Genomic DNA, 12,842 nt, shown 5'->3' on the forward strand with positions numbered 1-12,842 from the left:
GGTTTCGATGAACGAACTCAGCGACGAGCAGCAACGCGATTTCGAGGCGGCCGCCTTCCGCCGGCTGGTCGAGCATCTGCGCGAGCGCAACGATGTGCAGAACATCGACCTGATGAACCTCGCCGGCTTCTGCCGCAACTGCCTGTCGAACTGGTATCGCGAGGCAGCCAATGCCGAGGGCGTCGAACTCACCAAGGGTCAGTCGCGCGAGATCGTCTACGGCATGCCTTATGGGGAGTGGCAGGCGCTCAACCAAACCGAGGCCTCCGACGCCAAGAAGGCCGAATTCGAGGCAAGGCGCCCCCAAGACCATTGACGCCGTCGCCCCAGTGATCGCTTACGGCTATGTTTGGCTCAAAATGCTCCCAGAAAGAGCCTTGACTGAAAATTGAATCGATCTAATTTGCCGCGCGAAGCCATTTTCAGCGGGATTCGCCTCATGAACGCGTCAACTGCCAAGCTGACTGCCATTCGCGGACGATGGGCGCTCGCGGCCATTTTCCTGGCCAACGGCTTCCTGACGGGCAGCTGGGCGCCGCAGATTCCGGTGTTCCTGACCCGGCTGGAGATCTCGAAGTTCACGCTCGGTCTGCTGATACTCTTATTCGGCGTCGGTGCCGTCGTCGCGATGACCTGGTGCGGCCATTTGATTTCCAGACATGGCTCGCGCACCGTACTGCGCTGGTTCGTCCTGTGCGGCAGCCTCGGTCTGATGGTCGTGGCGCTGGCGCCCAACGTACCGCTGGCGGCCGCGGCCATGATCATCTTCGGCGGCTCGATCGGTGGCATGGACGTTGCCATGAATGCCAATGCCGTGGTGGTCGAACGGCGGCTCTCCCGCGCCGTCATGTCGTCCTCGCACGGCTTCTGGAGTCTCGGCGGCTTCGCCGGCGGCGGCCTCGGCGGCTTTGCCATCCAGCACTACGGCCACCTCGCCCACGCGGCGGCGGTAACGGTGTTTGCCTTCGCGGTGATCGCGGTGGCCGTTCGCCATCTCCTCACCGAAGACAGACCGCAGGCAGCCGAGCACCACAAATTCGCACTGCCGGCAAACCCGCTGGTTTATCTGATCGGACTGATGGCGCTGCTGGCGATGATCTCCGAAGGCGCGGTGCTCGACTGGGCAGCCCTGTATCTGCGCCAGGAACTCGGCGCCGATCTCGCCGTTGCCGGCCTCGCCTACGCCGGATTTTCGGGCGTCATGGCGGTTACGCGGTTCTTCGGCGACGGCATACGCAATCGCTTCGGCGCGGTGACGACGCTGCGCGTGTCGGCCCTCGTAGCCGCGGTCGGCATGCTGGTGGCTGGCCTGGCGCCCTCGCCCTGGCTCGCTATTGCAGCCTTTGCCTTTTGCGGCTTCGGCATCGCCAATATGGTGCCAATCATCTTTTCGGCCGGCGGCAACCAGGAAGGCATGTCTTCCGGCACCGGCATGAGCGTGGTCACCACTATCGGATACTGCGGCATACTGGTGGCGCCGTCGGCGATCGGCTTCGTTGCCGAGCATTCCAGCTTCGGCCCGATCTTCATCACCATGTCGGGACTGCTGATCATCGTGTTGCTGATGGCCGGGCTCGCTCACCGCGCCGAATTCGCGCCAGCACCCGCCGAATAGCGTTTCAGCTCCTCATGCAGAAAATCCACCACCCGGCGGATGCGCACGCTGGTACGCACATCGCGATGCATCGCCAGCCACACCGGCAGAACTGGCAGCGGCAGGTCAGGCAGCACCTTCTCTATCAAAGGATCCCTGTCGGCCAGCGGCTCCTGACCGAGGCCGATGCCGTTTCCCGCCCGCACCGCTTCCCACAAAACGATCTGGTTGTCGGCCCTGAAGCGGAAGCTGCTCCGGGTGACGGGGATACCATGCTGGGTAAAGCCCCTGATGATCTCGTCGCCGCGGTCGAAGCCGACCAGGTCGTGGTCGACAAGGTCGGCGGGCTTCAGCGGAGGGCCGCGCCTGTCGAGATAGGATTTGGCGGCGCAGGCGCAGAGCTCGATATCGCAGACCTTGCGTGCCATCAGCTCGTTCTGCGCCGGCTTGACCATGCGGATGGCGATGTCGGCATCTCGACGAAGCAGGTTTTCGACCTGGTTGGAGGCGACGATCTCGACCTCGATGCCGGGCTCCTCGATCCCCAGCCGCATCGTCATTTCAGGCAGGACATAGGCCGCCACCACCTCGCTGGCGGCGATGCGCACCGTGCCTTCGATGGCCTCTACCGAACCCAGCGCCAGCAATGAGAAGGCGCTTGCCTGCTCACTGACCGCCTTGCCGCGTTCGAACAGCGTGCTGCCGGCCTCCGTCAGTTCGTAGCCGTGCCGTCCTCGACGGAACAGTGTGACGCCCAGCGCCTGTTCCAACTCGCCGATGTGACGGCCAAGCGTCGGCTGGCTGGCCGAAAGCTTTCGCGCGGCGGCCGACAGGCTGCCGGATTCCGCCACGGCGACAAAGCTCTTGATCAGGTTCCAGTCGATTTCAGCCATTCATTTATGAATATCAGATCGCCATCTGTAGTCAATTTCCATTCGCGTTCGGAGCGACCATATTCCGGCTGCAGACACCAACACGGACTGCAAACACCAACCAGGAGAACTCAGATGACCAAGATCGCTCTCACCACCGCCGCCATCCTCATTTCCGTCAGCGCCGCTTTTGCCGGCAGCGACAAGTTTGGGTCGAACGACGCCAGCCAGCCGACTGTCACCAGCACCGACAACACGACCACCGCTTCGATCCACAACCCGGATGCGGCCGTCCGGCAGCCGGTCACGCAAGGCAGCAACCGCGACCTCTTCGGCAGCCGCTGATCTCGATCGCGCTTGTCGCTGATCCCGATCGCGCGTCCAGACCGACCACGCAAATCCCAACCCAGGAGTGCTTCCAATGACCAGTATCGCAATTCTCGGTGCCAATGGCCGGCTCGGCCGCGTGGTCGCCAAGGCCTTCATCGACGCGGGCTACGAGGTCCGCGCCGTCACCCGCAACGGCAAACTGCCAACTGAACTTGAAGGCGCTACGGCCGTTGCCGGTGACGCGCTCGACCGGGAAGCGCTGATCCGCGCCACGGAAGGTGTCGACATCATCTTCAACGGCCTCAACCCGATCTACACCGAATGGGTCAAGTGCCTGCCGATCGCCGAGAATGTCATGACCGCTTGCCATGCCAACAACGCACTGCATCTCTTTCCCGGGACCGTATACAATTACGGATCGCCGATGCCGGAGGTGATCACGGAAGACACGCCGTTCCGCCCGACGACCGACAAGGGGCGCATCCGCGTCGCCATGGAGGACCTGTTTCACCGCGAGGCCGAAGCACGCCGCGTCCGCACCATCATTTTGCGGGCCGGCGACTTCTTCGGCGGCACCGGCAGCGGCTCGTGGTTCGACTTGGTCGTCGCTGCCAAGATCAACAAGGGTATCTATACGGCGCCCGGCCCGGTCGACCTCGTACATGAATGGGCCTACCTACCGGATCTGGCCAGGGCTTTCGTCGGACTGGCGCAGAACCTGGACAAGCTCGGCGCTTATGAAGCCTTCAACTTCCCCGGCCATCCCGTCACCGACCTGGAGATCAAGGCAGCCGCAGAGAAGGCGCTTGGGCGTCCGCTCAAGATGACCTCGATGGCCTGGTGGGTGCTGCGCGCCGGTAGCCCGTTCGTGGCGATGTGGCGTGAGATCGTGTCGATGTCCTATCTGCGCTTCGAACCGCACCAACTGGCGTCGGCAAGGCTGGAAGGCATCATCGGCGCGATCCCGCACACGCCGCTGGATCAGGCCGTCACTGAAGCTCTCGGGGATATCGGCATTGCCACCGTGACCGGCGTTGCGAAAGCTGCCCTGACGTCCGCGATGGCGGGCGATGCTCCTCCGCACATTGACAATCTCCGCGGACTGAGAGGGCGCCTCAGAGCCGTCCCATCAACAGCAGCACCATAAGCACCACCAGCACCACGCCGACAATACCCGAGGGCCCATAGCCCCAGGAGCGCGAATGTGGCCAGGCCGGCACCGCGCCGATGAGGATAAGGACCAGGACGATGATGACGATGGTGGTGATCGGCATGAGAACCCCGCAATTCGACGTTTCGCCCAAGAACAATGCAAAAGGCCGCCCGGTTGTTCCGGGCGGCCTTTTGCGGTCAAATCGGCATTGGTCTATTCGGCGGCTTTCGGAAAGGCGATATCCGGCTCGGCTCCGGTATCCTGCCCCTGCGCATCGGTCGAGGAAATCTCGCCCTTGCCACGCCGGAACAGCCGGCTGAACCAACCGCGCCGTGCGCCCGGCTTGACCTTGGCGCGGGTGAACACGATCAGCATCGACGGCGTCACCACCAGCGTCAGCACGGTGGCGAAGGACAGGCCGAAGACGATCGCCGAGGACAGCGAAATCCACCATTGCGTCGACGGCGCGTTGATCGTCGTCTCGTGATGGAAGATTTCCAACCCGAGGCCGAAGGCGATCGGCAGCACGCCGAGAATGGCCGAAACAGCCGTCAGCACCACCGGACGGGCGCGCTCGCGGCAAGTCTGCAGCACCGCCTCGACCTTGTCCCAGCCTTCTTCACGCAGCCGGTCATAGGTGTCGATCAGCACGATGTTGTTGTTCACCACCACGCCGGCCAGAGCGATGACGCCGATGCCCGACATGACGATGCCGAACGTCTCGCCTGTTATCAGCAGGCCGAGGAACACGCCGATCGTCGCCATGACCACGCAGGACAGCACCAGCCAGACGCTGGTGAACTTGTTGAACTGCGCCAAGAGCACCAGGAAGATCAGGAAGATCGCCGCCCCGAAGGCCTTGCTAAGAAAGGCGCTGGCTTCGGCGCTGTCCTCGTTCGAGCCGGCCAGCTTCCAGCGGATGCCGCTGCCGAGATCCATGTCGGAGACGGCTTTGGTGACCTGCTCCTGCACAGCCGCGACCTGAGCGCCGGCGGCGACGTTGGCCTGGACGACCACCGTACGCGCGCCGTCGATGCGGTTGAGGATGCCGACCGTCGGCTCGGGCTTGCGCACGACGAAGTTCGAGATCGGCACCGAGCCTTGTGAGGTCTGCACCCTGAGTTCGTCGAGCGTCGACAGCGTGCGCCGGTCTTCGGGCAGCCGCAGCCTTATGTCGACCGCGTCGTCGGCTCCGGCAGGCCGGTATTCCGAGAGCTTCAGCCCGTTGGTCACCAGTTGCACCACCGTCCCGACCGAGGTTGGGCTGATGCCGTACTGCGCCGCCTTGGCACGGTCGACCTCGAGCGCCCAGTCGACACCGGGCGGCGGCAGGCCGTCGGAAATATCAATGACGCCGGGCACCTTGCCGATGCGCGCCGCAACCTCACGGGCCTTGTCGTCGAGCCCCTTGGGGTCGACGGCCGAAAGCCTGATCTGGATCGGCTTGCCGGTCGGCGGACCGGCTTCCGGCACGCGCACCTCGACATCGACGCCGGGAATGCCGGCCATGACGCCGCGCAGATCGTCCAGGATGTGGTTCGCCGCCTTGCGCTCGCGCCAGTCGATGAATTCGTACTGGATGACGCCGACGACGTCTTCGGGGATATCCTGGCCGCCGCCTTGCGTCTTGCCGACGCGGGTGTAGACCGACTTCACGCCCGGCCAGCCGAGCAGCCTGTCTTCCGCGATCTTGGTCGCGGTATCCATTTCGGCCAGCGAAAGATTGCCGCGCGCATGCACGTAGAGCAGGCCGTAATCCGGTTCGACATTCGGGAAGAACTCGACGCCGGCGCCGTATTTCGAATAGGCAAAGCCGACGCCGAACAAGAGCGCGACGGTCAGCACCAGCACGGTGATGGGGAAGCGCACCGCCTGCTTGACGATCGCCATGTACCAGCCGTCGCGATTGTCATCCTCATGATGCGGCGGCGCCTTGGCGAAGATCGCACCCAGCGTCGGCGCGAAGACAAGCGCATAGAGCATCGAGGCCGACAGCGTGACGATCAGCGTGATCGGCATGTACTTCATGAAGTCGCCGATGATGCCCGGCCAGAACAGCAGCGGTGAGAAGGCGGCGATGCGCGTCATCGTCGCGGCGATGACCGGACCGGCCATGCGCTTGGCTGCGAGCGCGAAGGCTTCCTCCTTCGGCATGCCTTTGCTCATCCGCCGTTCGGCGAACTCGGTGACGATGATGGCGTCGTCGACCAGCATGCCGACGGCCAGGATCAGGCTGAACAGCACGATCATGTTGATCGTGTAGCCCATCATCGCCAGCAGCAGGATGCCGATCAGGAACGACGACGGAATCGCAAGCCCGATGAGCAGCGAGGCGCGGCCGGACAGCGCGTAGAGGATGACGATGAACACCAGGATGACGGCGATCATCACATGGTTCTGCAGGTCGCCGAGCAGCTGGTTGACGAAGACCGACTTGTCCTGCGTGTAGGTGACGTTCATGCCCTCGGGCATCGACTTGACGAACTCGTCGGACACCGTTCGCACCTTGGCGATGGTGTCGATCAGGTTGGAGCCGATGCGCTTCTTGACTTCGATGGCGATGGCCGGCTTGCCGTTGAGACGGGTCACCGTCTCGGCATCCTTGAAGGTCGAACGGATCGTCGCGATGTCCTTGGCCTGCACCACGGCATTGGGGCCGGCGACCACAGGCAGTGCGGCGACATCCTCCGGCGTTTCGATCAGCGACGGCACCTTGACGGCGTATTTGCCCTCCGAGCCTTCGATGTTGCCGGCGGCGACCAGGCTGTTGGAGTTGCCGACCGCACCGATCAACTGATCGAGCTGCAATCCATAGGAAGACAGCTTCATCGGATCGATGACGACCTCGACGAGATCATCGCGCGCACCCTGCAGCGAGCCCTCGAGAACACCGGGAACCTCCTCGATGCGGTCGCGCAGTTCACGCGCGGCGGCGGTCAGCACGCGTTCGGGCAGATTTCCCGAGAGCGTGACGACGAGCACGGGAAATTCGGAAATGTTGACTTCGGTGACGACGGGTTCTTCCGCCGCCTGCGGCAGGTCGGCCTTGGCGTCCTGCACTTTGCTGCGCGTGTCCTGCAGCGCGGTGGCCAGATTGGTCTGCGGCTGGAACTCGACCAGCACGTAGCCGCCGCCCTGGAAGGCGGCCGAACGCATCTCCTTGAGGCCCTTCAGGCTTTTCAGCTTGCTTTCCATCGGCCGCAGCAGAAGCCGCTCCGAATCCTCGGGCGAAATGCCCTGATAGATCAGGCTGACATACATCATCGGAATCGGAACGTCGGGCTCCGCTTCCTTTGGCGTCGCCTGATAGGCGACCCAGCCCGCCAGCAGAAGGAAGACGAGGACCGAAATGGTCAGGCGGGCATTGTTGATTGCGAGTCTGACGATATCCATGGCTAACGCCTGTTCTTGAATTTCCACGAGCTGCGTCGCAGCCGATTGTCCCCGCCCAGGGCTAGTCCGTCGCGACTTGTGCTACGCTACTGGGTGCCGGTCGTCGCCTCGCCGAGCAGCTTCTTGATGATCGCCTGGTCGGCCTCGACCGGATTGACCAGATCGCCTTCCTTCACCAGTTCCTGGCCGGCGACGATGATGCGGGCGTCGGCCGGTATGCCGCCGAGGACGAGGCCGGTCGGCGTGTCGTCAACGAGGTCGATCGGGAAGAACGCCACCTTGTTGTCCTTGCCGACGGCACGGATGCCGAGGTCGCCCTTGTCGCCGAGCGTCACAACCGAGCGCGGCAGCAGCACCGCGTCGGTCGGCTGTGCGTTGAGCGCGATTTCCGCCGTCATGCCGGCCGGCACGGAGCCGTCGGCATTGGGGACGGCAACCTCGACGCGGAAGGTGCGGGTCGCCGACGAGGCGTCGCGGCTGATGTAGCGCACGGTGCCTTCGACCGTCTGGCCGCTGACCAGCCGTATGGTGGCCTTGTCGCCGAGCTTGAGATAGCCGAGATCGCGCTCGCTGACTTCGCCACGGGCAATCACCGGATCGAGCTTGAGGATGGTTGCCACCTCGCCGCCTTGCATGACGGAACTGCCAAGTTCCACCGGCACCCGGTCGATAACGCCGTCGAAAGGCGCCTTCACCTCGTTGCGGTCGAGTTCGGCCTGTGCCGTTTCCAGCAGCGACTGCGCCGAGGTCAGGTTCGAGCGCGCGGTGTCGAGCTGCAGCTTCGGCAGATTGCCGGTCTTCATCAGCCGCAAGGCTGCGTCCAGCTCGGCCTGGCGCTGCACCACCAACTGCTTGGCGTTGTCGACCATCGAGATCTTTTCTTCCGCCGCAAACATCAGCACCAGATCCCCCGTCTTGACGTGATCGCCTTGCTTGACAGGTAGCTTGTCGATGACACCGGCGACGCGCGTCGCCAGCACCGCCCGCTTGTCGGCTTCGGTCAGCCCGGAAATGCGGATGGCGCGTGCATAGGTCTTGCGAGGCGGTGTCACCACCGCGACCGTGCGCAGCGGTGCCTTCGGCTCGGCTTCCGCCGTCTTCGGCTTGCTCGCGTCCGGCGCCTTGGCCTGTTCGGCTTCGGCTGCTTTGGCTTTGTTGGCGGCTACGCTGCCGACCGACGAAAACTCGCCTGTCGCCATCCACGCCGCGAAACCAATGAGCACAACAACGGCTGCAAGCTTGTGAAACCTGATTCTCATCGTCGTTTTTTCCACTGCGGGTTCGGCCAGCGTCCTCATAACGCGGGCGCGTCGCCGATATGGGTGCGCGCCGAGCCGTGTTCAATTTGCCGTGATCGGCGAAGCGCGCTTCTACATCAAAGTTGCACCGCAATATAGTCTGAAAGTTGCAAGATCATTGCGCCGGCGGACAAGATGCGCCGGCCGCTGCCCAGTTTTCGATCGCTTGATAGGTTGCTTCGGCGGAGCCCGGGGCTGGTTCACGACCCGATCCTGGCGCCCAGCCCCAGGCGACCAATCTGTCGTCGCGAACATGCAGCGCGATATCTTTCAAGCTACGGTTGCCGTTGCGCAGGGGATCCTTGATCTGGGCGCAGATTTCGGCCGAGGATTTGCCGAACCAGGCCATCTCGGCTGGCGCCAGATGCCAGTTCTCGGCCCCGGGCGGACCGTGCAATGCCTTGGAATTGCTGGCGAAATGGCAAGTCGTGCAGCGCAGGCCCGGATTGCCGAAGCCCGACCCGTCAGCACCCCGCTGGACATTGAAGGCGTGAACGCGCGTACCGCCGTAATGCGCACCCGACCAGCGCGGCCGCTCGTCCGCGACATGACAGTCGGCGCAGCGCGGATGCGAGAACACCGCATAGACCTTGTCCCATTCGGACAGGCCTTTCGCCGCGTCGACGGTCGCCGGCGCCGGCATCTGGCTCTCTTGCGCGATCGCAAACGGCGCTGCGAGCACGAGCATGGCAGCAGGCGTCAGCATGATGAGGAGCTTCTTCATGCGAAGGCCACCGTTTTCGACAGCGGCAGCGTGCGGACGCGCTTTCCGGTGAGCGCGAAGATGGCGTTGGCGAGCGCCGGAGCCGCCGGCGGTGTGCCGACCTCGCCGACGCCGCCCATCTTGTGGAAGTTTTCCAGGATGGCGACTTCGAAGACCGGGCACTGGAAGATCCGCATGGCGTCGAAATCGTGGAAGTTCGACTGTTCGACCATGCCGTCGGCGAAGGTGATTTCCTGACCCATAGCTGCGGAGAGTCCGTAGATGGCGGCCGAAATCAGCTGCGCCTCGATGATGCCGGGATCGAGCGCGGTGCCGACATCGGCGGCGATCCACACCTTCTCGATGCGGATGCCGGCCGGCGTGTCCGCCACCTGGACGATCTCGCCGACCCAACTGCCGAAGGACAGCGTGAAGGCGATACCCCTGGCCTTGCCGGCGGGCAGCGCCTCGCCCCATTTCGCCATCGCGGCGACTTTCTCCACCACCTTCACCGCCGAGGGATAAGCGGCCATCAGTCTCTTGCGCATCTCGACCGGATCGATTTTTCCGGCAATGGCGATCTCGTCCATGAAACCCTCATGGAAGAAGCCGTTGACCGAACTGCCGACCGAGCGCCAGGAGCCGACAGGGATGGAGACCGGCGCCGCGATACCGCTGACCCGGTAGTTCGGAATGGTGTAGGGCTGGTCATAGGCACCGTCGACGATGCTCTTGTCGGGACCGAGCGGCGATATCGAAGGAAACAGCCGGCGCAGCATGCCGGCAATCACCGATGGCGAGGCCATCCTCATGTCGACGGCGACCGGCATGCCATCGTCGCCGAGCCGCGCCTGGAACTTGCCGATAGCGGCCGGCCGGTAGGCGTCGTGGCGCATGTCTTCTTCACGCGTCCAGGTCACCTTGATCGGGCGCCCGCCCGTCTCCTTCGCCATCAGCGCGGCGCACAGCGCGTAGTCAACCTCGACGCGCCGGCCGAAACCGCCGCCCATGAAGGTGGTGTGCACAGTGATCTTGTCCTGCTCGATGCCGACCGCGTTGGCGCAAAGCTGCCGCACCAGGGTCGGCGCCTGGTTGCCGCACCAGATGTCGAGCGCGCCGTCCCTGAGCTGCGCCGTGGCGTTCATCGGCTCCATCGTCGCATGCGCCAGATAGGGCACCGCATAGTCGGCCTCGACGATCCTTTCACGCGGCGCGTCGGCAAAGGCGGTGTCGACGTCGCCATTGTCGCGCATCACCGACCCCTTGGTGCCGAGCGCCTGCTTCAGGACATCTGAAATAGCGGCGCTGCTGAGCGGGTATTCGGGATCGGACCACTGGGCATCGATCGCCTCGGCCGCCTTGAATGCCGCCCATGTGTTGTCGGCGATGATGCCGAAGCCATGGCCGTAATTCGTCTCCAGCGGCACGATCTTGATCACACCGGGCATTTTCTCGGCTTTCGAGAGGTCCGCCTTGATCGGCGCCGACCAGAAGCGCGGGCTCATCTTGACCGTGCCGTAGACCATGTCCGGCAGCCTGACATCGATGCCGAAGATCGGCGCCCCGGTCACCTTGGCCAGCATGTCGATGCGCTTTTGCGGCTTTCCCAGCAGTTTCCAGTCGGCCCGGTCCTTGAGCCTGACTTCGGCCGGCGGCGCCATCGCGGCGGCGGCCGCGGCGACCGCGCCATAGGTCAGCGACTTGCCGGACGCTTTGTGCAGGATCGAACCGTCGGCCGTTTCCAGATCGGCGGCGGCGACACCGAGTTTTTGCGCCGCAGCCGCGATCAGCATCTGCCGGGCGACTGCACCCGCTTGCCGCATCTTGTCAAAACCGTCGCGTGTCGAAGCCGAACCACCAGTGCCCTGCAGGGCAAGGAACTTGCCGACCACACCGAGACCCGAGCGCACCGCCTGCGCGGTCATGCTCTCGTCGAAGAAGGCGAACGGACCGCCCTCTTCGAGGATCGCGGCGTTGTAATAGGCATGGGAGGCGGGGCCGTGCTCGACCTTGACCCGGTCGAGGCTCACATTGAGTTCTTCGGCGACCATGACGGCGAGCGTCGTCGAAATGCCTTGCCCCATCTCGGCCCGCGGCGCGACGATGGTGATGGTGTTGTCGGCGCCGATCTTCACATAGGGGTTGAAGGTCGCCTCGCCCTTGCCGAGCTCGGCCTCGAGCGGGTTCGGAAAAGGCTTGCGATAATAGTAGTAGCCGACGGCAACGCCGCCCGCGACGGCGGCAGCGCCGATCAGAAACGTGCGGCGGGCGATCTTTCCGACACTGGCCATGGTCAGAGCCCCGCCGTCTTGAGCGCCGCGGCCTTCTTGATGGCCGAGCGGATTTTGGGATAGGTGCCGCAGCGGCAGAGATTGCCGCCCATGGCGTTGTCGATGTCGGCGTCGCTTGGGCTGGCGACTTCGTCGAGCAGCGCCACCGCGCTCATGATCTGGCCGGCCTGGCAGTAGCCGCATTGCGCGACCTGTTCCTCCAGCCATGCCTGCTGCACCGGATGCAGTCCGCCTGCTGTGCCGATGCCTTCGATGGTCGTGACAGCGCCGCTGACCTGGCCAACCGGGAGTGAGCAGGAACGCACCGGCTGACCGTCGACATGAACCGTGCAGGCGCCGCAGGCGGCGATGCCGCAGCCGAATTTCGGCCCGGTCTTGCCAATGAGATCGCGCAGCGCCCACAGCAGCGGCATGTCAGGATCGGCATCGATATCGAAAGACTGACCGTCGACGGTAAGGCGCATGGGGATACCCTTTGTTGTCGTCCACTGCCAAGGGCGAAGCGTCCTCTCGACCGTTTCGCCCAATACAGATTGACAAATTTCGTCATTTTGTCAAATAGGATTTTGCAGGATAGAATTGCTCCATGAACCAGATCGAAGACATCGCCGCCACAGATCCCAAACGCGTCCGTATCCTGGATGGCGCGATGAAGGTGTTTTTGGCCTATGGCTTCACCCGCACCACCATGGACGACATCGCCCGCGCCGCAGACATGTCGCGCCCGGCGCTCTATCTCTTGTTCAAGAACAAGACCGACATTTTCCGCGCCATCGCCATGATGATCCTGTCGCGCTCGGTCGAGGCGGCAAAGATTGCCCTATCCGGCGATGGCCCTTTCACCGAGCGCATGATGCGGGCCATCGATGAGGCATTCATCTCGATGATGGGCGCGGTCGTTGCCTCGCCGCACGGCGCCGAATTGCTGGATATGAAATCGAGCCTTGGCGATCTGGTAGGCTGCTGGCGCGGCGGGCTTGGCCAACACATCGGCGCCGCGATCCAGGGGGAGGCAGCCAGGAACGGCGTCGACCTGGCGGCCAGGGGCCTGTCGGCGCAACTGCTCACCGACATGCTGCTCGACGGGCTGGAAGGCATGAAGGCGCGGATCAGAGATCCGGAGGGACAGCGGCAGGCGGCCGCTGCCCTGATCAGGGTGATCGACCTCGCCTTGAAAGCTCGATGAAACCAGCTGTATCGGGTTTCAG

General features: G+C 63.9%; 12 protein-coding genes. 5 read left to right on the top strand and 7 right to left on the bottom strand.

Annotation, left to right across the window (positions count from 1 at the left end; translation table 11 throughout):
• The first annotated feature begins 7 nt into the window (after positions 1–7).
• A complete protein-coding gene (locus NKH95_RS09550) occupies positions 8–316 on the top strand; it encodes a DUF1244 domain-containing protein (protein WP_352772877.1) in 309 nt (102 codons plus the stop codon).
• Positions 317–439: 123 nt separating this feature from the next.
• Positions 440–1,615, top strand: a complete 1,176-nt coding sequence (locus NKH95_RS09555; RefSeq protein ID WP_352891409.1) for an MFS transporter — start codon at positions 440–442, stop codon at positions 1,613–1,615.
• On the opposite strand, the gene NKH95_RS09560 is transcribed toward NKH95_RS09555, so the two are convergent.
• On the bottom strand, positions 1,579–2,487 hold the full coding sequence (locus tag NKH95_RS09560) for a LysR family transcriptional regulator (RefSeq protein ID WP_023810917.1): 909 nt from the start codon (positions 2,485–2,487) through the stop codon (positions 1,579–1,581). The two genes, NKH95_RS09555 and NKH95_RS09560, sit on opposite strands and share 37 nt — an antisense overlap.
• A 114-nt stretch (positions 2,488–2,601) precedes the next feature.
• Here NKH95_RS09560 and NKH95_RS09565 point away from each other — a divergent pair, with 114 nt between their 5' ends.
• The gene (locus tag NKH95_RS09565; RefSeq protein WP_023810916.1) at positions 2,602–2,811 is read left to right on the top strand and encodes a DUF680 domain-containing protein; all 210 of its coding nucleotides are present in this window, start codon (positions 2,602–2,604) and stop codon (positions 2,809–2,811) included.
• A gap of 76 nt (positions 2,812–2,887) precedes the next feature.
• Positions 2,888–3,943, top strand: coding sequence for an SDR family oxidoreductase (locus NKH95_RS09570; RefSeq protein WP_352891410.1), 1,056 nt, complete (start codon positions 2,888–2,890; stop codon positions 3,941–3,943).
• Here NKH95_RS09570 and NKH95_RS09575 read toward each other — a convergent pair.
• The 6 genes from NKH95_RS09575 to NKH95_RS09600 all read right to left on the bottom strand — a co-directional run bounded on the left by NKH95_RS09575 (position 3,912) and on the right by NKH95_RS09600 (position 12,098).
• On the bottom strand, positions 3,912–4,070 hold the full coding sequence (locus NKH95_RS09575; protein ID WP_023810914.1) for a DUF3309 family protein: 159 nt from the start codon (positions 4,068–4,070) through the stop codon (positions 3,912–3,914). The genes NKH95_RS09570 and NKH95_RS09575 overlap by 32 nt on opposite strands.
• A 92-nt stretch (positions 4,071–4,162) precedes the next feature.
• A complete protein-coding gene (locus NKH95_RS09580) occupies positions 4,163–7,342 on the bottom strand; it encodes an efflux RND transporter permease subunit (protein ID WP_352440940.1) in 3,180 nt (1,059 codons plus the stop codon).
• A gap of 86 nt (positions 7,343–7,428) precedes the next feature.
• Positions 7,429–8,601 (bottom strand): efflux RND transporter periplasmic adaptor subunit, encoded by a 1,173-nt coding sequence (locus tag NKH95_RS09585; protein WP_352798107.1) that lies wholly within the window; start codon positions 8,599–8,601, stop codon positions 7,429–7,431.
• Positions 8,602–8,755: 154 nt separating this feature from the next.
• Positions 8,756–9,364 (bottom strand): hypothetical protein, encoded by a 609-nt coding sequence (locus NKH95_RS09590; protein ID WP_128305530.1) that lies wholly within the window; start codon positions 9,362–9,364, stop codon positions 8,756–8,758.
• Positions 9,361–11,634: a xanthine dehydrogenase family protein molybdopterin-binding subunit gene (locus NKH95_RS09595; RefSeq protein ID WP_023810910.1), complete on the bottom strand. Its 2,274-nt coding sequence runs from the start codon at positions 11,632–11,634 to the stop codon at positions 9,361–9,363. Before NKH95_RS09595 ends, NKH95_RS09590 begins: the two co-directional genes overlap by 4 nt.
• 2 nt (positions 11,635–11,636) lie before the next feature.
• On the bottom strand, positions 11,637–12,098 hold the full coding sequence (locus NKH95_RS09600) for a (2Fe-2S)-binding protein (protein WP_023810909.1): 462 nt from the start codon (positions 12,096–12,098) through the stop codon (positions 11,637–11,639).
• A gap of 122 nt (positions 12,099–12,220) precedes the next feature.
• Here NKH95_RS09600 and NKH95_RS09605 point away from each other — a divergent pair, with 122 nt between their 5' ends.
• On the top strand, positions 12,221–12,820 hold the full coding sequence (locus NKH95_RS09605) for a TetR/AcrR family transcriptional regulator (protein ID WP_352750553.1): 600 nt from the start codon (positions 12,221–12,223) through the stop codon (positions 12,818–12,820).
• Positions 12,821–12,842 lie beyond the last annotated feature (22 nt).

This window comes from Mesorhizobium sp. M0848 (assembly GCF_040319805.1).
Taxonomy (GTDB): domain Bacteria; phylum Pseudomonadota; class Alphaproteobacteria; order Rhizobiales; family Rhizobiaceae; genus Mesorhizobium.